This is a genomic window from Qipengyuania vulgaris (assembly GCF_009827325.1).
Taxonomy (GTDB): domain Bacteria; phylum Pseudomonadota; class Alphaproteobacteria; order Sphingomonadales; family Sphingomonadaceae; genus Qipengyuania; species Qipengyuania vulgaris.
On record NZ_WTYC01000004.1, the window covers coordinates 172,698 to 192,508 of the forward strand.

Below are 19,811 nucleotides of genomic sequence, written 5' to 3' on the forward strand. Positions count from 1 at the left end.
TTGTGCAAGTGCTAAGCGTGGCTGCATCGCACAATGGGGAGAGCGCGCATCATGGCTAAACGGACCGCCGAGGGCGAACCGATCATCATCAAGAAATATGCCAACCGGCGGCTCTACAACACCGATACATCAAGCTATATCACCCTCGACGACCTTGCCCGAATGGTCCGCGAGAACGTCGATTTCCAGGTGCTGGACGCGAAGACGGGCGAGGATATCACCCATACGATCCTCACCCAGATCATCGTCGAGGAAGAAAGCAGCGGCGCGCAGCAATTGCTGCCGGTCAGCTTCCTGCGCGACCTGATCTCGATGTACGGCAATTCCATGCAGTCGATGATGCCCAGCTATCTCGAAGCGAGCATGGCGAACTTCCGCAAGAACCGCGAACAGCTGCAAACGGCGTTTGCCAAGGGTATCGAGGCAAATCCGCTGGCCAAGATGGCCGAAGCCAATTTCAAGATGATGCAGAACGCAGCCGAGGTTTTTATTCCGCCAACCCGCAAGCCTGCAGATTCGCCGAAGAAGGGCGAGAAGGACGAACTCGCCCAGATGCGCGAGCAAATGGCGGCGATGCAGAAGAAGCTGGACGAGCTTTCGAATTAATTGCATCGGCGCGCCCGCCGTCCTCCAGCAAGATACAGGAATACCCTTGGCCCAGATTCGCCATGCCCTCACCGCCCGCCGCGCCGACGATTTCGCCGCCTGGTACCAGGAAGTCATCTCCGCCGCCGAAATGGCCGAGGAATCGGGCGTACGCGGCTGCATGGTGATCCGGCCATGGGGGTATGGCATCTGGGAGCGGATGCAGCGCCTGCTGGACGATCGGATCAAGGCGACCGGACATTCGAACGCCTATTTCCCGATCTTCATCCCGCTTTCCAATTTCGAGCGGGAGGCGGAGCATGTCGAAGGTTTCGCCAAGGAAATGGCTGTCGTCACCCATCACCGCCTGATCGCGGGCAAGGATGGCGGGCTGATCCCCGATCCCGAAGCGAAGCTGGAAGAGCCGCTGGTTGTGCGTCCGACTTCGGAAACCATCATCGGCGATGCCATGGCGCGCTGGGTGCAGAGCTGGCGCGACCTGCCGCTCAAGCTCAACCAGTGGGCCAATGTCGTGCGCTGGGAAATGCGGACCCGCATGTTCCTGCGCACCAGCGAATTCCTCTGGCAGGAAGGGCATACCGCCCATGCTGACGAAACCGAGGCAAAAGAACACACGCTGACCATGCTCGAAGTGTATCGCGCTTTCGCGGACGAGGATCTTGCGCTGGCAGTGATACCGGGTGAGAAACCGGAGAACGAGCGTTTTCCGGGCGCGGTCGAGACATGGTCCATCGAGGCGATGATGCAGGATGGCAAGGCACTGCAAGCCGGCACCAGCCACTATCTGGGCACCAATTTTGCCAAGGCTTCGGGCATCAAGTTCCAGAACCGCGAGGGCAGCGAAAGCCTCGCGCATACCACCAGCTGGGGCGTTTCGACCCGCATGGTCGGCGGCGTCATCATGACTCATGGCGACGATGACGGTTTGCGCCTTCCGCCCAAGATCGCGCCTCAGCAGGTCGTGATCCTGCCCATGCTGCGCGAAAGGCCCGAAGACCAGGACCTGATCGACTATTGCGAGACCTTGCGCACCACGCTTGCCGCACAGCAGGTCATGGGCGAACCACTGCGTGTCCTGCTCGATACGCGCCCCGGCAAGGCGGCGCAGAAGCGCTGGGATTATGTCCGGAAGGGCGCCCCGATTATCGTCGAGGTAGGCGGACGGGATATGGAAAATGGCGTAGTTTCCATGCTCCGCCGAGATCGGCTCTGGGACGAAGAAACGGGCAAGCCCGCTTTCCAGACCCCGACGCGGGAAGTGGCCGGACAAACCATTCCCGATGTTCTCGCGGACATGCAGAATGCCTTGCTGACGCAGGCGCAGGAACACCGCGACGCCAACATCACGCGGGGCGTGACCGAATTCGCGGATGTCGAGAAACACTTCACCGCTTCCCGCTATCCGGGCTGGATGGAGGTCCAGTGGTCGAAGCCGACCGGCGAGGCGCTCGAAAAGATCGTCGAGCGTCTCAAGGAACACAAGCTCACGATCCGGAATGTGCCGCTGGATGCGATACCGGTGGACGGGACCTGTATCTTCACCGGCGAACCGGCGGTGGAACGCGTTTTGTTGGCAAAGGCCTACTAGCTTGATCTGACGGCAGTTCTGTTCGACACAGGGGGAATGAGAAAATTCATCCCGCTTGTCGCCCTCGTCGCATTCCCGCTCGCCGCTCAGGAAACTGCACCGCCCGATCCCGCTGCTGGCGTGTCGCAAGACAGGCTGCGAGCCGATATCGATACGCTGGTGGGTTTCGGCACTCGGCATACCCTGTCGGAACAGGACAATCCTGAACGCGGCATCGGGGCTGCGGTCGATTGGGGGCTCGCCGAATTCGGACGGATTTCCAAAGATTGCGGCTCTTGCCTCGAAGTCGTCGCGCCCGAACGCACGGAACCCGAAGGTGGTCGCCTGCCTCGGCCGACCCGTATCCGCAACGCGGTGGCCATCCAGAGAGGCACCGAACGTCCGAACGAGGTCATCATCGTCCAGGCGCATATCGATAGCCGCGTAACCGATGTGATGGATTGGGAAAGCGATGCGCCCGGCGCGAACGACGATGGTTCGGGCACGGTGCTGGTTCTGGAGGCCGCCCGCAACCTTTCGCGCAGCAGCTATCCTGTGACCATCGTTTACGCCCTGCTATCGGGCGAGGAACAGGGCCTGTTCGGCGGACGTCTGATGGCCGATTATGCCGAGGAACAAGGCTGGGACGTGAAGGCCGTGCTCAACAACGATGTTGTCGGCAACAGCTGCGGGAGCGACGGATATTGCGCTCCCGACCATGTGCGCGTGTTCTCAGAGGGGCCGCGCGCCGACCTGACCGACACCATCCGCGCTGCGCAGCGGCGCGAGGGCGGGGAGAACGACAGCCCGAGCCGCAATCTCTCGCGCTGGCTCGATAACCTCGCCAGCGAGACCGAAGGCGGGCTCGACGTGCGGCAAATCTGGCGGGTCGACCGGATGGGCCGGGGCGGCGACCAGATTCCCTTCATGGAAAAGGGCTATCCTGCGATCCGCATCGCAGTGGCGGTCGAGGATTACGAACATCAGCATCAGGATCTGCGCACCGAAGACGGGATCGTCTACGGAGACACGGCCGACGAGATGGATTTCGCCTACCTCGCAAAGGTGACGCAATTCAACATCCGGGCGCTCGAGAAGCTGGCTCGTTCGCCTGCTCCGCCAGCATCCACCGCCGAGGCGGCTGTACAGACCTTCACCGACGTCAGCTGGAGCGAGGTTCCCGGGGCGGTGAGCTACACCGTATGGCAGCGCCGGACGGACGAGCCTTATTGGCGCGATGAGCCGGTGATCGAGAACGTGGTTGCCACCAACGCGCGGCTCGAAGGCGTTCGCGGGGACGACTGGATTTTCGGGGTCAGTGCTACGGGCGAAAGCGGGGTCATGGGGCCCGTCTCCAGTGCCGTTCCCGCTGGCCAATTCGCACCAGTAGCGGCGCCAGAGGATGACAGCGAGTAAGCGCATCCCCATATGGCGCGCATGACAAGACAGAACAGAACCGGAAGGAAGCAGGGGCTTCCTTCCCAGACCGAAATACTCGAATTCATCCAGACCTCCGACAAGCCGGCCGGAAAGCGGGAAATCGCCAAGGCCTTCGGCATCAAGGGGCAGGAAAAGATCGCGCTGAAGAAGCGCCTCAAGGATATGGCCGGAGAAGGCCTGATCGACGGCAGGAAGACCGCTTATCACCAGATGGGCGGCTTGCCGAAGGTGACCGTGCTCAAGGTTCTCGAGATCGAGGACGGCGAACCCATCGCCGTGCCCGAAAGCTGGGACCCCGACAGCAACGAGAACCCGCCGCGTTTGACGGTCAAGGAAAGCAAGAAGGTGGCAGCGCTCAAGCGCGGCGACCGCTTCCTGGCGCGGACCGAAGAAAAACCGCGCGGGTGGATCGCCCACCCGATGAAGAAACTGCCCGCCCGCACCGAAGGCCTGATGGGCGTCGTCGAATTCGACGGTAGCGGCAAGCCGTGGCTTGCGCCGGTGGACAAGCGTGTGCGCAATTCCTCGCCCATTTCCGATCTCGGCGGTGCGGAAGAGGGTGAACTGGTGCTCGCGGAAAAGGCCGGCAAGTCGGCCCGCTCTGCGGTGAAGGTGGTCGAGGTTATCGGCGATCCGCTGGCGCCCAAGAGCTTCAGCCTGATTGCCATCGCCAAGCACGGTATCCCGCACATCTTCCCCGAAGAGGCACTGGCGGAGGCACAGGCCGTTTCGGAGCTGTCGCTGAGCGAGGGCAAGCGCGAAGATCTGCGCGGCGTGCCCATCGTGGCGATCGACCCTGCCGACGCGCGCGACCATGACGACGCGATCTGGGCCGAGCCGGACGGGGAAGGGGGCTACAACGCCATCGTCGCAATTGCCGACGTCAGCTTCTACGTCCGCCCCGGAAGCCAGCTCGATCGCGAAGCGCGAAAGCGCGGCAACTCCGTGTATTTTCCCGACCGCGTCGTGCCGATGCTACCGGAAATCCTCAGCGCGGACGTCTGCTCGCTGGTCGAGGGTGAAGACCGCGCAGCCATGGCATGCCACCTGCGCATCGCGCCCGATGGCAAGATCACCAGTTGGCGCTTTACCCGCGCTATCGTGAAGCTCGCGGCGAACATCGCCTATGAGGACGCGCAGAAGGCCATCGATGATGGCAACGCCGACGAAAACCTCAAGAACCTCTGGGGTGCGTGGGACCTGCTGTTCAAGGCCCGCAATACCCGCGATCCGCTCGATCTCGAACTGCCGGAGCGCCAGGTGCGCCTCAACGACGAAGGCGTGATCGAGGAAATCGCCGTGCGCGAACGCCTCGATGCGCACCGCGTGGTGGAGGACTTCATGATTGCCGCCAATGTCGCTGCGGCAAAGGCGCTGGAGGAAAAGGCCGCGCCGGTGGTCTACCGTGTCCACGAAACGCCGAGCCGCGAGAAGCTGACCGCGTTCAAGGAATACCTTGCGAGTCAGGGCCGGTCCTTCGCCATGGGGCAGGTCATTACCCCCGGTCTCTTCAACCGCATGCTCAAGGACATTTCGGAACCCGCTGAAAAGGCGCTGATAATGGAGGCGGTTCTACGCAGCCAGACGCAAGCCTATTATGGCCCTGCCAATGCCGGGCACTTCGGCCTGGCACTGGGCAGCTATGCGCATTTCACCTCGCCCATCCGCCGTTATGCCGACCTTCTGGTCCACCGCGCACTGGTCGATGCCTACAAGCTCGAACAGCCAAAGCCAAAAGGCGATATTCCCGACCACAGCGGCCTGTCCGACCGGGACCGCACTGCACTCAACCAGATCACCGATGCGATCAGCCAGACCGAGCGCCGCGCCATGGAAGCGGAGCGCGATACCATCGACCGCTATGTCGCCGCATGGCTTTCTGGCCGCGTGGGCGAAGTGTTCGACACCCGCATCACCGGCGTCCAGGGCTTCGGCTTCTTCGCCACCATCGAGCAGTTGGGCGGTGACGGCCTCGTCCCCGTCTCGACACTGGGCCGCGAGTATTTCCGCTATGACGAGGGTGCGCGCGAACTTGTCGGCGAAAACACCGGCACGACTTATGCCGTGGGCGACCGGCTCAAGCTGAAGCTGGCCGAATCCAACCCGCTGACCGGCGCGCTCAAATTCGAGATACCCGACAGCGAAGGCGCACCGATCGAGAAGCGCGGCCATCGCCCGCCGCCCAAGAAAAAGCCGCTCCAGAAGGATAAGGGCGCCCCGCGTCAGAAATATGCCCAGGGGCAACGCGGCAGGCCCAAGAACATCCGCCATCAGGGCCGCGGGAAGAAGCGTTAGGCGAGTTCGTCCAACTGTTCACGGGTGAGGTTGCCCGGCACGAGATAGAGCGGGCAGGGCAGGCTGGCAGCATGTGCGGCGAAGTGCGCGACCAGCGGGTCCTTGCCGCCTTCCTTGGCGGTGCCCAGCACCAGCGCCGCGATGGAGCCGTGTTCCTCGAGATATTTGGCGATCACATCGGCCGGCGATCCCGGGCGTACGGCGATCACCGGCATTTTGCCCATTTCGCCGAAGATGTTGCCCGCAGCATTATTGGCCATGACCTCGGCCCGCTCGCGCGCTTCCTGCTCGATGGTGGCCTGCACGCCGCCAAAGGCGTTGAAGGTCTGCTGCGGCACCAGCGCGAGGATATGGACCGAACCGCCCGTCTTCATCGCACGCATGGAGGCGAAGCGGAGCGCCTGCTTGGCCTCTTCCGTCTCGTCCATGACGACCAGATATATGCGCATGTCCCCGGCTCCCTTTCCGCGCACCGGTTACAGGCTAATTCGTATTCTGTGCAAGGACCTTGCGGGCGCGCGGCAAATTGGCCAGAGACGCGCGGAACACTCTCCCCAGCGAGGACGTAACGTCAGAACATGCCCACGCCGATCAAGATGCCCGCCCTTTCGCCCACCATGGAAGAGGGCACGCTCGCCAAATGGCTGGTAAAGCCGGGCGATACCGTTTCCGCCGGCGACATCATGGCCGAGATCGAAACCGACAAGGCGACGATGGAATTCGAAGCGGTGGATGAAGGCACCATCGCCTCGATCGAGGTCGAGGAAGGCGCCGAGGGCGTGAAGGTCGGCACGGTTATCGCGATGCTCGCCGAAGAGGGCGAAGACGTTGAAGAAGCCGCCAAGGCTGCGCCTTCGGGCGACGAGAAACCTGATGAGAAACAGGGCGCCGCCGAGCCTGAAGCGAAGTCCGAGCCGGCTAAGGCAGAACCTCGCGAAAGCGCTGAACCCGCGCGCGTAGCCGAGGATGATGGCACCAAGGCTCCAGCCGCGCCGAAAGACGACAGCGGCGCACGCATCAAGGCCTCGCCTCTTGCTCGCCGCATTGCCGAGCAGAAGGGCATCGACCTCTCGACCCTCACCGGTTCCGGCCCGAATGGCCGCATCGTCAAGGCCGATGTCGAGGGCGCGAAGCCCGGCGCCGCTCCGGCGAAGGATACCGCGGCGCCTGCACCGGCTCCGGCCAAGGCTGCGACGCAGGGCGGCGATCTCGATGCGCCTTACGAAGCGCAGAAGCTCAACAATGTCCGCAAGGTCATCGCAAAGCGCCTGACCGAGGCGAAGCAGACCATACCGCATATCTACCTCACGGTGGACGTGCGCCTCGATGCGTTGCTCAAACTGCGCGGCGAGCTCAACAAGAGTCTCGAGGCGGACGGCGTGAAGCTGTCGGTCAACGATTTGCTGATCAAGGCGCTTGCCCGCGCGCTGCAGCGAGTCCCGGCGTGTAATGTCAGCTTCCAGGGCGATGAACTGTATCAGTACACGCGCGAGGATATCTCGGTCGCGGTTGCCGCGCCTTCGGGCCTTATCACTCCGATCATCCGCGATGCGGGCAGGAAGGGCCTCGCCCAGATCAGTACCGAGATGAAGGAACTGGCAGGTAAGGCAAAGGACGGCAAGCTGCAGCCGCATGAATACCAGGGCGGCACCGCCTCGCTCTCCAACCTCGGCATGTTCGGCACCAAGCAGTTCGACGCCGTGATCAACCCGCCGCAGGCGATGATCCTCGCGGTCGGCGCGGGCGAGCAGCGCCCGCATGTGATCGACGGCGCGCTCGGTGTCGCCACGGTGATGAGCGCCACCGGTAGCTTCGACCACCGCGCCATCGACGGCGCAGACGGCGCGCAGCTGATGGAGGCGTTCCGGCAGCTGTGCGAAAACCCGATGGGGCTGGTGGTGTGAGCTTCAGGGAACTGCAACAGCTTCCGGGGGGCGCCCTAGCGGTGTTCCTCCTTTGGCTCGGCGGGGCTACTTTTTTGATATCGGCCATCATGGTGGCTCTTGCGGGAAGTAGTGCGGTTAGCGCCGAGTTCGGATCGATGTCTTGGCTAGTCCCTGCATGGGGCGTTCTTGCAGTAGGTCTGGCAGTAGCGCTCCGCAAATCTGATAGCCGCACACTCTTCGGCATATCTCTAGCAACGGCAATTATTGGGGGCATGGGCCTGCTTCTTGCGGCGTTTGGTACTCAAGTAACTTTAGGATGACTGACCGCTCCCCCCTTATCCGCGTCACGGCCATGCCTGCCGACACCAACCCCTATGGCGGGGTGTTCGGCGGGTGGCTGATGAGCCAGATGGCGCTCGGCGCAGGCTCGCTCGCCAGCCGCTTGGGGCAGGGCAAGGCGGTGGTTGTCTCCGCCAGCGATTTCGCCTTTCCCGGTGCAATGGCTGTGGGCGACGAACTCTCGGTCTTCGGCGAGGTCACGGCCACCGGCACCACCTCGATGACCGTACAGGTCGAAGCCATTTCGCGCGAGCGGAACAGCGAAGTGACCACGCGCGTCGCCGAAGGGACGTTCAAATTCGTCCTGCTCGACGAGGAAGATCGCCCGCGCCCGGTTCGCGAAGCCACGCTGTCGCGCCAGCGCGAGAACGACAATGGCTGATCGGCTGTCCTACACGGCGGACCTTCTGGCATGACTGCGGTGATGACCTGCGGATCCCTCACCTTGGCGACCAGAGCCAGTCGCTATCGCCGAGCTGACACGGCGGTTTGCGAAGCCGACAGTCGCGGCCGCCAAACTGTCATGCTTGCCCCGCAAGCCGACACCAATTCCCGGCAAGCCGACGCTGATACGCGCAAGCCGACTTCTTTTGCCCCTGGACGGTGTAACACCCGGTCCATGTCTCGGGCGAACACGCAACTGACAGGTACGAATCATGGCTGACACCCAATACGACGTCATCGTTCTCGGCTCCGGACCCGGCGGCTATGTCTCGGCGATCCGCTGCGCGCAGCTGGGGCTGAAGACCGCCATCGTCGAACGCGAACTGCTGGGCGGCATCTGCCTCAACTGGGGCTGCATCCCGACCAAGGCGCTGCTGCGCTCGGCAGAGATCCTGCACTATGCCCAGCACGCGAAGGATTACGGGTTGAAGATCGCGGGCGAAATCGAAGCCGACCTCGAAGCAGTGGTGAAACGCAGCCGCGGCGTGGCCAAGCAATTGAACCAGGGCGTCACGCACCTGATGAAGAAGAACAAGATCGCGGTGCATATGGGGGAGGGCACTCTGACCGGCCCGACCAGCCTGACCGTGAAAGGCGAGAAGGGCGAGGAAAAGCTCTCCGCCAAGCACATCATCGTCGCCACCGGAGCGCGGGCGCGCGACCTCCCCTTCGCCAAGACGGACGGCAAGCGCGTGTGGACCTATCGCCATGCGATGACGCCGAGCGAGATGCCGAAGAAACTGCTGGTGATCGGCAGCGGCGCGATCGGCATCGAGTTCGCCAGCTTCTACAATGACATGGGTTGCGACGTGACCGTGGTCGAAATGCTCGACCGGATCGTGCCGGTGGAAGACAAGGATGTTTCGGCCTTCCTCGAAAAGAACCTGACCAAGCAGGGCATGACGATCATGACCGGCGCGGGCGTCGAAGACCTGAAGGTTTCGGACAGCGGCGTGAAGGCCAAGATCAAGGACGCGAAGGGCAAGACTTCGGAAACCGAATTCAGCCACTGCATCGTCGCCATCGGCATCGTTCCGAACACCGAGAATATCGGCCTCGAAAAGCTGGCCGAAATGGACCGCGGCTTCATCCAGATCGACGACTACGGACGCACCAAGTCGAAGGGCCTGTGGGCCATCGGCGATTGCACGCCCGGACCATGGCTGGCGCACAAGGCCAGCCATGAAGGCGTCACCACCGCTGAGGCCATCGCCAAGGAACTGGGTAACAAGGACGTCCACCCGCATCCGCTCGACCGCAACAACATCCCGGGCTGCACCTATTGCCACCCGCAGATCGCCAGCGTCGGCCTGACCGAAGCCAAGGCGAAGGAAGCGGGTTACGAAGTGAAGGCAGGCACCTTCCCCTTCATCGGCAACGGCAAGGCTATCGCGCTGGGCGAGGCGGAAGGCTTCGTGAAAACCGTGTTCGACGCGAAGACCGGCGAACTGCTGGGCGCCCACATGGTCGGCGCGGAAGTGACCGAGATGATCCAGGGCTTCGTCGTCGGCAAGACGCTGGAGACCACCGAGGCCGAATTGATGCAGACGGTCTTCCCGCATCCGACCATCAGCGAAAGCATGCACGAAAGCGTGCTTGCGAGCTACGGGCGGGCGCTGCATATCTGACGCCTGAACGGGGGAGGGCGAGACACCAGTGACCAGTTTCCTGATACTCGCTTTCGTCCTCCTGATTGCCGGGGTGGTGGCGGTGCCGCTGGCCAGCCGGTTCGGGCTTGGCTCGGTGCTCGGTTATCTGCTCGCCGGAATGGCGATCAGCCCGCTTCTCGGCGCATTGCGTGTCGATGTGGAGGCGCTGCAGGTCTTTGCCGAGTTCGGTGTTGTGATGATGTTGTTCATCATCGGCCTGGAGATGGAACCCAAACGCCTGTGGGCGATGCGCGGCAAGCTGCTCGGGCTCGGCGGAGGGCAGGTGCTGCTGACTACGCTGGCGATCACCGGGATCGCGCTGCTCGATGCACAGCCGTGGCAGACCGCGCTGGCCATCGGCATGGTTCTGGCGCTCTCCTCCACCGCGATCATCATGCAGACGCTCACCGAAAAGAACCTGCTGAAGAGCGAGGGCGGGGAGGCCAGCTTCTCCGTGCTGCTGGTGCAGGACGTGGCCGTCATCCCGATCCTGGCATTGCTGCCGCTGCTCGCCATGCCAGACCTCTATGGAAGCGGGGCTGCTCACGGGGGCGGAGGGCATGGCGGAATAGACCTGACCGAACCTATGCCCGTCTGGCTTGCCGCCGTATCGCGCATCGCCGCCGTCGCGGCAGTCATCGCCATCGGCATTTTCGCGATCCGGCCGCTGTTCCGATACATCGCAGCTGCAAACCTGCGCGAACTCTTCACCGCCGCAGCATTGGTAGTGGTGATCGGTATCGCACTGCTCATGTCGCTGGTCGGCCTCTCGCCTGCCCTCGGTGCTTTCGTGGCTGGCGTGGTCCTCGCGACAAGCGAATACCGCCACGAGCTCGAGAGCGACATCGATCCCTTCAAGGGCCTGTTGCTCGGGCTCTTCTTCATCACCGTCGGCGCGGGGATCGACTTCGCACTGGCCAGCGAGATGTGGGGCAGCGTGCTCTTCTGGGCCGCCATCATCATCGCCGCCAAATTCGCCGTCCTGCTGTCGGTAGGGTGGCTATACGGTCTTCGCAGACAGGCTCTCTGGCTCTTCGCCCTCAGTCTGCCCCAGGCCGGCGAGTTCGCCTTCGTCCTTATCGCCTTTGCGGTTGGCAATTCCGTCTTCCCCGCCGCGCTGGCCGACCTCCTGTTGCTGGTCGTGGCATTGACCATGCTGGTGACCCCGCTGCTCTTCATCCTCTACGACAAGGTCATCGCCCACGCGCTCTGCGAAGGGGAAGGGCGCGAGGCCGATACGATCGAGGAAGAGAACCCGGTCATCATCGCTGGGCGCGGGCGCGTCGGCGGGATCGTCGACCGGATGCTGCAGGCGGCGGGCTACTCGACCACGGTGATCGATTACGACAGCAAGCAGCTCGAAATCGGCCGCAAGTTCGGGTTCCGCACCTATTTCGGGGATGCCACGCGGCCCGACCTGCTGCATTCGGCGGGGATCGAGAAGGCAAAGCTGCTAGTGGTCGCTCTCGACGAGCGTGAGCAGATCGACCGGCTCGTGAAGCACGTGATCCAGAACCATCCTCAGGTTCATGTCACCGCACGCGCCATCGACCGCAATCATGTATACGTGCTTTGGGCCTATGGCTGCCGCGACGTCATCCGCGAGACTTACGACAGCAGCCTGCGCATGGGACGCTCCGCCTACGAGGCGCTGGGGATGACCCGCCAGCAGGCGATGGCTGCAAAGGATGCGTTCGAGGACATGGACAGGAAGTTCATGCCCGAAGTCGCCAATCTCTATCGGCTTGATATCCCCTATGACGAAAACGAACCCTTGATGGCGAGGGTCAAGGAATTGCGTAAGGACTGGGACCCGGTACTGCGCGAACAGATGGATGCCATCTTGAAGCGCGAGGGCCATTAATCCGCCGCCGTGCGATTTGGCGCTGGCCGCTAACGCTTGGTCGCATGGTCTGGCGCCGTTCTCCCCGACAACCGTTTGGTTTTCGAGGAGTTAATTCAATGGAATACGAAATTCTGGATGAGCCGCAGGGCCTTGATGAGGATGACGAAGCGACGCGTGACGGCGGATTGACGGAAGACCACATCGCGCTGAAGAATCAGTCGAGCGTGAAGCCGCAGGACTATCCTCGCCCGGATCGGCGCGACGGCTCGCTCATCGTTCCAAAACAGGCGGAATAGCTGGCGGACAGGGTGGGATTCGAACCCACGAAGGGCTTGCACCCTTGCCGGTTTTCAAGACCGGTGCATTCAACCGCTCTGCCACCTGTCCGCGAGCGGAAAGCGGGCTAGCCAAATCGAATTGGAATGTCACCTGCGACTTGTCGGAACCCCGTTCTGCCTCCCAGCGTAAGGCTCTATGACATTTGCCATTCATCTAGGGCCTGCAAGAACACACTCATGAAATTTCGAAAGCTACTCACTCTCGCCAGCGCAATGCTTCTCGGGCTACCAGCCGCTCCACTGGCTGCTCAGGATATGTCTTTCGACGCTTATATGCAGTTGCTTATGGCTCGAGCACGTGCCGAGGGTGTCAGCGAAGCGACGATCCAGAGAATGACTGCAGGCTTAGCGCCAAGTCAGCGTGTCATTGAGCTCGATCAGTCGCAGCCTGGTTCATCGAGTGGATCGGGCTATCCGCCTCTGGCTCCCTACATCGCGACGCATGTCGATAGAGCCCGGATCAACGGCGGGCGCAGGGAGTTCGCCAATTGGCGCAGCACCCTCTCTGCCGTGGAGCGTGAATACGGTGTCCCGGGCGAGGTCATCGTCGCGATCTGGGGTCACGAAACGGCTTATGGCAGAGTAAAGGGCGGCTTCGACCTGTCGCAGGCTCTTGCAACGCTGGCATGGGAAGGGCGGCGCCGCGAACTTTTCTCCGGCGAATGGGTTGATCTCATGAAGGTTGCCGACAAGGGATATTCCCGCGGCGAGCTTCAGGGAAGCTGGGCCGGTGCCTTCGGCAATCCGCAATTCCTACCCAGTGTGTATTTGCGGCTTGCCGCGGATGGCGATGGCGACGGTCGTGCCGACATCATGAATAACAGCGCCGATGCACTGGCATCGATCGCGAACTATTTCCGCGATGCAGGCTGGCGCCAAGGGCAGCCTTGGGGAGTCCGTGCCTATGTTCCTTCTGGTTTCAATGTGGATCGTTACCGGACAGATCTCGTCGCACCTGTATGTCCGCGAGTTCACGAGCGGCACAGCCAGTACAAGACCGCAGCGGAATGGCGCGCCCTGGGTGTGCAGCCGCAACAGCCTCTGGCAGACGACACTCTCGTTACACTGTTCCAGCCCGATGGCCCAGGCACCCCCGCATGGCTCCTTACGAGCAACTACCGTGTGATCCTTGAGTATAATTGTTCGAATTACTATGCGATGAGCGTCGGCTTGCTGGCTGACGAAATCACGCGCTAACCCGGCGATCGGGGAAAGACGCTCCCGCCTCTCGCCAATGGCGGGACGCGGGGCTATAGCTCTTCGCGAACCACATCTTCGATAGGGAACACCGCCTTGGGCGGTGCGGAGCGCTCCTTGCAACCCATCTTGCGTTATCTGGCCCCATTCTGTGCAGCCGCTTTCATGGCCGTTGCTCCGGCACGGTCTCAAGAAAAGGTCATGCCAATCCTGCCGCCCTCAGCGGAAGTGGCCCCCATCGCCTATCTGTTCGATGTAACCAGCGGTCAGGTATTGTTGGAACGGGAAGCGGACAGACGCTTCATGCCCGCGTCGATCACCAAGGTCATGACCACCTTCCTCGCTTTCGAGTGGATGGAGGAAGGAAGGATCGTGCCCCAGCAAAGCTTCACGATCCGGCCCGAATTGTGGAAGAAATGGAACAACGTCGGATCAACCATGTTCCTCGCCCACGACGCCCGCGTCACGGTTGACGATCTGTTACACGGCGTAACGACGGTCTCGGCCAACGATGGTGCTGCTGCTCTCGCAGACGGTGCCGCCGGCTCGATCGATGACTGGGTCGCCGCAATGAATGAGAAGGCCGAAGAAATCGGCATGCGGGACAGCCGCTTCGGAACTCCGAACGGATGGATGGATGACGGCAGGACTTTCACGACCGCGCGCGACCTGACGATGTTGGCGACCCATATGCTCCGTCGTCATCCGGTGAAATACCGCCATTTCGTCGGCCAGCGCGAATTTACCTACAACGAAATAACCCAGCCAAACCATGACCCGATCAGCGGCATCGTTGCGGGCGCAGACGGCATCAAGACCGGGTTCACCAATCAGGCTGGCTACGGATTTCTGGGATCTGCTCAACGGGACGGTCGCAGGCTGGTTATGGTGGTTGCAGGCAGTCCGCGCGCCCGCGATCGCAACCGCGCTGCCCGCGACCTCCTAGAGTGGGGTTTCACCCGCTTCGAGCAACATCGGGTGTTTTCACCTGATGCTCTCGTGGCATCCGCCGAAGTGCAGGGTGGGGACGCAAGGGAAGTAGCCTTGCTCGCGCCCCAGGGCATCTATGTTGATCTTCCCACTGAAGCCCGGCGCGATGTAACCTTGAAGGTCACCTATGATGGTCCGCTCCGTGCTCCCATAAGAAAGGGCGAGCGTGTTGCGGAGCTAGTTGTGGCGATTGACGGTATGCCCGATTTCAGCGTGCCTCTAGTCGCCCGCGAGGGGGTGGCGGAGGCCGGTTTCGGACGCCGGCTACTCAATGGCGTGTTGGGCTGGATCACGTGATGCGTGGCAAGTTCATCGCTTTCGAAGGCGGGGAAGGGATGGGCAAATCCACCCAGGCGCGCCTTTTGTGTGACGCACTCGAAAAGCGCGGGATCACGGTGACATCAACTCGCGAGCCCGGCGGAACTCCCGGTGCAGAGGCAATCCGCCGCCTACTTCTCGACCCACCTGGCGATGGCTGGGGAGCCGAGGCAGAAGCCTTGCTGTTTGCAGCTGCGCGCGCCGATCATGTCGCTCGCCTGATACTCCCAACAGTGGATGCAGGGGGCTGGATTGTTTGCGATCGTTTCCTCGACTCGAGCCGTGCCTATCAGGGTGCAGCCGGCTTGTTGGGGGATAAGCGGGTCCGCACTCTCCATGAGATCGGAAGCGGCAGCCTGTTGCCCGACCTCACCATCGTGATCGGGGCAGGGGAACATGAGGTCCGGAAGCGGCTAAAAGATCGCGATGGAGAAAGCTCTGATGCCATCGGCGGCAGAGACGAGGCCTATCATTCCTCGGTAAACGCTGCGTTCGACCGCTTTGCGGCTGAAGAGCCTGATCGTTTTGTACGGATCGATGGAAGCGGGTCGATAGAAGAAGTGCATTCTCGTGTGATGGATGCAGTGGAAAGGCTATTTCCATGACGCTTGCAGGTCATACTGATGCTTGGGAAGCCTGGCGAAACTCGATTGAGAGTTCGCGGATGCACCACGCCTGGCTGCTTGCCGGGAAGAAGGGGCTGGGAAAAGCTACCTTTGCGCAGGCTGCGGCGCGAGCCCTGCTCCAAACCGATGTTGCGGGCGACCATCCCGATATTCTGACACTCTCCTACGGTCCGAAAAACAAGGAAGAGGCCAAGAAGCGCGATGACGGCAAGCCCTATGAATTATCCCGCGGAATAAAGGTTGATCAGGTACGTGAGGTCCAGCGGAGACTAACGACCCGGCCCACGCTGGGATCGAAGCGTGTCGTTATCATCGATCCTGCAGACGACATGGAAGTGTCCGCTTCAAATGCTTTGCTCAAGAGCCTGGAGGAACCTCCGCAAGGTACTTACTTCCTATTGGTTGCGCATAGCCCTGCTCGTTTGCTGCCTACCATCCGCTCGCGTTGTCGAACCGTTCGCTTCCCGCCGATCCCGAGAGAGCAAATGGACGCGCTTCTGCAAGATCTTGCGCCGAAGGCAGATATTGCATCTCGCGATGCCGCTATGGCTGCGGCGGCAGGTTCGCCCGGAGCGGCGCTTTCCTTCCTGGATTTCGACCTTGGCAAATCGGCGCAACTCATGCGCCGGATCGTCGAGGAGGGTGACCGGGACTTCTCCCTACGCGGACAGCTTGCCGGCACGATTGGTTCGAGGCAGGATATTCCGCGATTGCAGGCCGTGCTAGATCTCGCTCGCGCTATTCTGGCCGAAAAGATTGACGGGTCAGCGGGTGATCCGCGCAATCTGGTCGATACTCATGCGGAGCTTGTGCGTCTGACGGGCGAGCAACCAACCTACAATTTCGATCCGGGCTTGCTCGGCATGGAAATCGGGACCTTGCTCGTACAAGCGGGCGCGGCTAGCGAGCGCGGCAATGTCTGAACCCTTTTATATCACCACCGCGATCCACTATCCCAACGGTAAGCCGCACATTGGTCACGCCTATGAGACTATCGCTGCCGATGTCATCGCGCGGTTCCAGCGGCTCATGGGCCGCGATGTGCGGTTCCAGACGGGAACAGACGAGCATGGGCTCAAGATGGCGCAAAAGGCGCGCGATCTGGGTAAGACACCGCGCGAGCTGGCAGACGAGATGGCTGGAGAGTTCAAGGACCTGTTCGACCGGCTCGACATCACATACGATCGGTTCATTCGTACCACTGACGCCGATCACCACCAAGCGAGCCGTGCGATCTGGGAAGCGATGGAGGCCAAGGGTGATCTCTATCTCGACCGCTACGAAGGCTGGTACTCCGTCCGCGACGAGGCCTATTATGACGAGAAGGAGCTCGTCGAAGGGGAAGGGGGCGAGAAGCTTTCCCCTCAGGGCACTCCGGTTGAATGGACCGAGGAAGAGACATGGTTCTTCCGCCTGTCGAAATATGCAGAGCCTCTGCTCGAACTGCTCAAGAAACCCGGATTTCTGGAACCGGCAAGCCGACGCAACGAGATGATCGCTTTTGTCGAAGGCGGATTAAAGGACCTCTCGGTAAGCCGCACCAGCTTCGATTGGGGCGTGAAAGTGCCGGGGCACGACGATCATGTCATGTATGTCTGGGTCGATGCCCTCACCAACTACATCACCGGCGTGGGCTATCCCGATGACAGCGAGATGTTCCGCAAATACTGGCCTGCCAGCCTGCATTTGATCGGCAAGGATATCGTCCGCTTCCACACGATTTACTGGCCGGCGTTCCTGATGAGCGCAGACATTCCCGTGCCGCAGCAGGTCTTTGGCCACGGATTCCTGCTCAATCGCGGCGTGAAGGAATCGAAATCGGCGGGCAATGTCACCGATCCCAACGAGTTGATCGATCTGTTCGGGGTCGATTCCTTGCGATATTTCCTGTTGGCCGAGGTCGTCTTCGGAAAGGATGGCACTTATTCGGCGGAAGCACTTGTTAACAAGGTAAATGCCGAGCTAGCCAACAGCTTTGGAAATCTTGCGCAGCGTACGCTTTCCATGATTCACAAGAACATGGACGGCAAGCTCGAGGCATTCGAGCCGAACGAAAGTGATAAGGCACTGCTTACGACAGTACGCGATGCCTGCGCCGCCACTCTCCCTCGCGAGTTCGAGGCACTCAACTTCAGTGTAGGGATCGAATCCTGGCTGAAGGCTGTGTTTGCCTGCAACGCCTACGTCGACGAACAGGCTCCTTGGGCGCTCAAGAAGTCGGATCCCGAGCGGATGAAGGCAGTGCTTCAAACGCTGTTCCTTGCGATCCGCGACCTCGCCATCGCCATCCAGCCAGTAGTTCCGACAAAGGCGGGGGTCGTGCTCGACCAGCTTGGCGTCACGGCAGAACGCCGCACCTATACCGATCTGTCCGATGAGAACTGGTTCGGCGCGCTCGTGGCCGCGGGACATGTGATCGAAAAGCCGACGCCCGCTTTCCCGCGTCTCGAAATGCCGGAAGTGGAGGCAGCCTGATGCTTGTCGATAGCCATTGTCATCTGGAATACGAAGGCGTCGTGGAAAATCAGTCTGAGATCCTCGACCGTGCGCGGGGGGCAGGGGTGGGGGCCTTCCTAAACATCTCGACGAAACAGGCGGAGTGGACTCGGGTCGTCGGGACGGCCAATGCCCACCCCGATGTCTGGGCGAGTGTCGGCATTCATCCGCACAATGCTGACGATCATCCTGATCTGACTTATGATGAACTGCTCGAAGCCACACGTGATCCCCGTGTCATAGGTATCGGCGAAACCGGCCTTGATTACTATTACGATCATTCCGACCGCTCCGAGCAACAGCGTCTTTTCCGCATCCACATCGAAGTCGCGCGCGAAACCGGACTACCACTCATCATCCACACACGCGATGCTGAAGACGATACGATCGCAATCCTGGCGGGCGAAATGGAGAAGGGTGCCTTCCCGGCGCTGATCCACTGCTTCACTGCATCCGCTGAATTTGGAGAGGGGATACTCGAGCTCGGCCTATCGATCTCCCTTTCAGGCATCGTGACGTTCAAGAATGCCAAGGATTTGCAGGAGGTCGCCAAGAAGGTTCCGCAGGATCGCTTACTGGTGGAGACCGATAGCCCTTTCCTGGCCCCCGTTCCCCATCGTGGAAAACCTTGCGAGCCGGAATACGTGACCGCAACCGCTGCGTTCATCGCCGAACTGCGCGGTGAAAGTCTCCAAGATTTGTCAGAGTATACATCCCGCAACTTCTACCGGCTTTTCAGCAAGGCTGCTCCGTGAAGCTCATCATGCTCGGTTCGGGGACGTCGACAGGGGTTCCGCGCGTCGGCAACGACTGGGGTGAATGCGATCCTCTAGAGCCTAAGAACCGGCGCACGCGCGTTTCGATAATCGTCGAGAACAGCTCCGGCCAGCGGATACTGGTCGATACATCGACCGATCTTCGCGCGCAGCTGCTCGCGACCGGTATTGGCAAGGTCGATGCGGTATTCTGGACCCACGACCATGCCGATCATTGCCATGGTATCGATGATTTGCGTGTAATGCGTTACGATCGCAGTAATCCGCTACCGGGGATCGCTGGTCGTGTTACATGCGAACGTCTTCGGCGACGTTTCGACTATGTTTTCGCCGGACAATTTGGTTATCCCACCATTGTCGATCTCAAGGAAACGTCAGAAGTACAGCTTGTTGCCGGATTTTCCTTCGACAACGTCGAAATGCCGCACGGGCCTGTGAAAAGCACGGGTTTCCGGTTCGAAGCGGACGGCAAGAGCCTTGTTTACGCCACAGATTTCAGCGAAATTACGCAAGCGATGATCAAATGCTTCAAAGGCTGTGATCTGCTGGTGGTCGACTGCTTGCGAGAACGTCCGCATCCCACCCATGCTCATCTGGACATGGCGCTAGAATTGGCAAGCAAAGTTAAAGCTAGGAGCACGATACTGACTCATTTGGACAAATCGATGGACTACGGCACGATAAGTGCAAAGGTGCCGCAAGGTGTCTCGGTCGGGTTTGACGGGATGGAGGTTCGGTTATGAACGCGGACGGCGGAACTATAGCGTGGGCAGCGCTGATGGCAGCCTTGGTCGTGGCCTACATCATGGGAATGAAACGCGATCCAACTCTCAATGGCAACCGTATGCTTAAGATCGCACTGATTTGGGTGGGGATCATCGGGGGAGCATATTTCTTGGTCAGGACCATAAGCGGTATGCCATAATCACACATCGCTTAACATAATATATATTATCAATCTGGAACGTTGAGCCACAATTGCTCCTCTTCCACTTTTC

Annotated in this window: 17 protein-coding genes and 1 tRNA gene; 16 read left to right on the forward strand and 2 right to left on the reverse strand. The window is 61.0% G+C overall.

Going from position 1 to position 19,811, the window contains the following annotated elements:
- Nucleotides 1-51: 51 nt before the first annotated feature.
- Genes phaR through rnr form a run of 4 tightly spaced genes read left to right on the forward strand, consistent with a single transcriptional unit; the run spans nt 52 to nt 5,908 of the window.
- Nucleotides 52-606: a polyhydroxyalkanoate synthesis repressor PhaR gene (gene phaR / locus GRI69_RS09415; RefSeq protein ID WP_160728029.1), complete on the forward strand. Its 555-nt coding sequence runs from the start codon at nt 52-54 to the stop codon at nt 604-606.
- Nucleotides 607-652: 46 nt separating this feature from the next.
- Nucleotides 653-2,194, forward strand: coding sequence for a proline--tRNA ligase (gene proS, locus GRI69_RS09420; protein WP_160728030.1), 1,542 nt, complete (start codon nt 653-655; stop codon nt 2,192-2,194).
- Nucleotides 2,195-2,230: 36 nt separating this feature from the next.
- The gene (locus tag GRI69_RS09425) at nt 2,231-3,589 is read left to right on the forward strand and encodes a M20/M25/M40 family metallo-hydrolase (protein WP_160728031.1); all 1,359 of its coding nucleotides are present in this window, start codon (nt 2,231-2,233) and stop codon (nt 3,587-3,589) included.
- Between the two features lie 21 nt (nt 3,590-3,610).
- Nucleotides 3,611-5,908: a ribonuclease R gene (gene rnr, locus GRI69_RS09430; RefSeq protein WP_419957069.1), complete on the forward strand. Its 2,298-nt coding sequence runs from the start codon at nt 3,611-3,613 to the stop codon at nt 5,906-5,908.
- Here the strand turns inward: rnr and GRI69_RS09435 are convergent.
- A complete protein-coding gene (locus GRI69_RS09435) occupies nt 5,905-6,357 on the reverse strand; it encodes a universal stress protein (RefSeq protein ID WP_160728033.1) in 453 nt (150 codons plus the stop codon). The genes rnr and GRI69_RS09435 overlap by 4 nt on opposite strands.
- Before the next feature lie 129 nt (nt 6,358-6,486).
- Here GRI69_RS09435 and GRI69_RS09440 point away from each other — a divergent pair, with 129 nt between their 5' ends.
- The 5 genes from GRI69_RS09440 to GRI69_RS09460 all read left to right on the forward strand — a co-directional run bounded on the left by GRI69_RS09440 (nt 6,487) and on the right by GRI69_RS09460 (nt 12,368).
- Nucleotides 6,487-7,812 carry a pyruvate dehydrogenase complex dihydrolipoamide acetyltransferase gene (locus GRI69_RS09440; RefSeq protein ID WP_160728034.1) on the forward strand — a complete coding sequence of 442 codons (1,326 nt, stop codon included), beginning with the start codon at nt 6,487-6,489 and terminating at the stop codon, nt 7,810-7,812.
- Between the two features lie 298 nt (nt 7,813-8,110).
- Nucleotides 8,111-8,515, forward strand: coding sequence for an acyl-CoA thioesterase (locus GRI69_RS09445; protein ID WP_160728035.1), 405 nt, complete (start codon nt 8,111-8,113; stop codon nt 8,513-8,515).
- A gap of 274 nt (nt 8,516-8,789) precedes the next feature.
- Nucleotides 8,790-10,205: a dihydrolipoyl dehydrogenase gene (gene lpdA, locus GRI69_RS09450; RefSeq protein WP_160728036.1), complete on the forward strand. Its 1,416-nt coding sequence runs from the start codon at nt 8,790-8,792 to the stop codon at nt 10,203-10,205.
- 28 nt (nt 10,206-10,233) lie between these two features.
- Nucleotides 10,234-12,090, forward strand: coding sequence for a cation:proton antiporter domain-containing protein (locus GRI69_RS09455; protein ID WP_160728037.1), 1,857 nt, complete (start codon nt 10,234-10,236; stop codon nt 12,088-12,090).
- A gap of 98 nt (nt 12,091-12,188) precedes the next feature.
- A complete protein-coding gene (locus tag GRI69_RS09460; protein WP_160728038.1) occupies nt 12,189-12,368 on the forward strand; it encodes a hypothetical protein in 180 nt (59 codons plus the stop codon).
- A gap of 1 nt (nt 12,369) precedes the next feature.
- Here the strand turns inward: GRI69_RS09460 and GRI69_RS09465 are convergent.
- Nucleotides 12,370-12,459, reverse strand: a tRNA-Ser gene (locus GRI69_RS09465).
- A 128-nt stretch (nt 12,460-12,587) separates the two neighbouring features.
- On the opposite strand from GRI69_RS09465, the gene GRI69_RS09470 reads away from it, so the two are divergent.
- The 7 genes from GRI69_RS09470 (at nt 12,588) to GRI69_RS09500 (ending at nt 19,556) form a co-directional block, all read left to right on the forward strand.
- Nucleotides 12,588-13,607, forward strand: coding sequence for a lytic murein transglycosylase (locus tag GRI69_RS09470; protein WP_160728039.1), 1,020 nt, complete (start codon nt 12,588-12,590; stop codon nt 13,605-13,607).
- Nucleotides 13,608-13,808: 201 nt separating this feature from the next.
- Nucleotides 13,809-14,894, forward strand: coding sequence for a D-alanyl-D-alanine carboxypeptidase family protein (locus GRI69_RS09475; protein ID WP_237453029.1), 1,086 nt, complete (start codon nt 13,809-13,811; stop codon nt 14,892-14,894).
- The gene (gene tmk, locus GRI69_RS09480) at nt 14,891-15,520 is read left to right on the forward strand and encodes a dTMP kinase (protein WP_160728041.1); all 630 of its coding nucleotides are present in this window, start codon (nt 14,891-14,893) and stop codon (nt 15,518-15,520) included. Before GRI69_RS09475 ends, tmk begins: the two co-directional genes overlap by 4 nt.
- Nucleotides 15,517-16,464, forward strand: a complete 948-nt coding sequence (locus GRI69_RS09485) for an AAA family ATPase (RefSeq protein WP_160728042.1) — start codon at nt 15,517-15,519, stop codon at nt 16,462-16,464. Before tmk ends, GRI69_RS09485 begins: the two co-directional genes overlap by 4 nt.
- Nucleotides 16,457-18,016: a methionine--tRNA ligase gene (gene metG / locus GRI69_RS09490; protein WP_202391943.1), complete on the forward strand. Its 1,560-nt coding sequence runs from the start codon at nt 16,457-16,459 to the stop codon at nt 18,014-18,016. Before GRI69_RS09485 ends, metG begins: the two co-directional genes overlap by 8 nt.
- Complete coding sequence (locus GRI69_RS09495; RefSeq protein WP_160728043.1) at nt 18,016-18,792, forward strand: TatD family hydrolase; 777 nt, start codon at nt 18,016-18,018, stop codon at nt 18,790-18,792. The genes metG and GRI69_RS09495 overlap by 1 nt, the downstream gene beginning before the upstream one ends.
- Nucleotides 18,789-19,556 (forward strand): MBL fold metallo-hydrolase, encoded by a 768-nt coding sequence (locus GRI69_RS09500; RefSeq protein WP_160728044.1) that lies wholly within the window; start codon nt 18,789-18,791, stop codon nt 19,554-19,556. Before GRI69_RS09495 ends, GRI69_RS09500 begins: the two co-directional genes overlap by 4 nt.
- Nucleotides 19,557-19,811: the final 255 nt, after the last annotated feature.

Excerpts from the sequence above, each read along its gene's own strand:
- phaR (WP_160728029.1), top strand. The coding sequence starts at position 52 with ATGGCTAAACGGACCGCCGAGGGCGAACCGATCATCATCAAGAAATAT.
- GRI69_RS09425 (WP_160728031.1), top strand. The coding sequence starts at position 2,231 with ATGAGAAAATTCATCCCGCTTGTCGCCCTCGTCGCATTCCCGCTCGCC.
- rnr (WP_419957069.1), top strand. The coding sequence starts at position 3,611 with ATGACAAGACAGAACAGAACCGGAAGGAAGCAGGGGCTTCCTTCCCAG.
- GRI69_RS09435 (WP_160728033.1), bottom strand. The coding sequence starts at position 6,357 with ATGCGCATATATCTGGTCGTCATGGACGAGACGGAAGAGGCCAAGCAG.
- GRI69_RS09440 (WP_160728034.1), top strand. The coding sequence starts at position 6,487 with ATGCCCACGCCGATCAAGATGCCCGCCCTTTCGCCCACCATGGAAGAG.
- GRI69_RS09445 (WP_160728035.1), top strand. The coding sequence starts at position 8,111 with ATGACTGACCGCTCCCCCCTTATCCGCGTCACGGCCATGCCTGCCGAC.
- lpdA (WP_160728036.1), top strand. The coding sequence starts at position 8,790 with ATGGCTGACACCCAATACGACGTCATCGTTCTCGGCTCCGGACCCGGC.
- GRI69_RS09460 (WP_160728038.1), top strand. The coding sequence starts at position 12,189 with ATGGAATACGAAATTCTGGATGAGCCGCAGGGCCTTGATGAGGATGAC.
- GRI69_RS09470 (WP_160728039.1), top strand. The coding sequence starts at position 12,588 with ATGAAATTTCGAAAGCTACTCACTCTCGCCAGCGCAATGCTTCTCGGG.
- GRI69_RS09475 (WP_237453029.1), top strand. The coding sequence starts at position 13,809 with ATGCCAATCCTGCCGCCCTCAGCGGAAGTGGCCCCCATCGCCTATCTG.
- GRI69_RS09485 (WP_160728042.1), top strand. The coding sequence starts at position 15,517 with ATGACGCTTGCAGGTCATACTGATGCTTGGGAAGCCTGGCGAAACTCG.
- metG (WP_202391943.1), top strand. The coding sequence starts at position 16,457 with ATGTCTGAACCCTTTTATATCACCACCGCGATCCACTATCCCAACGGT.
- GRI69_RS09495 (WP_160728043.1), top strand. The coding sequence starts at position 18,016 with ATGCTTGTCGATAGCCATTGTCATCTGGAATACGAAGGCGTCGTGGAA.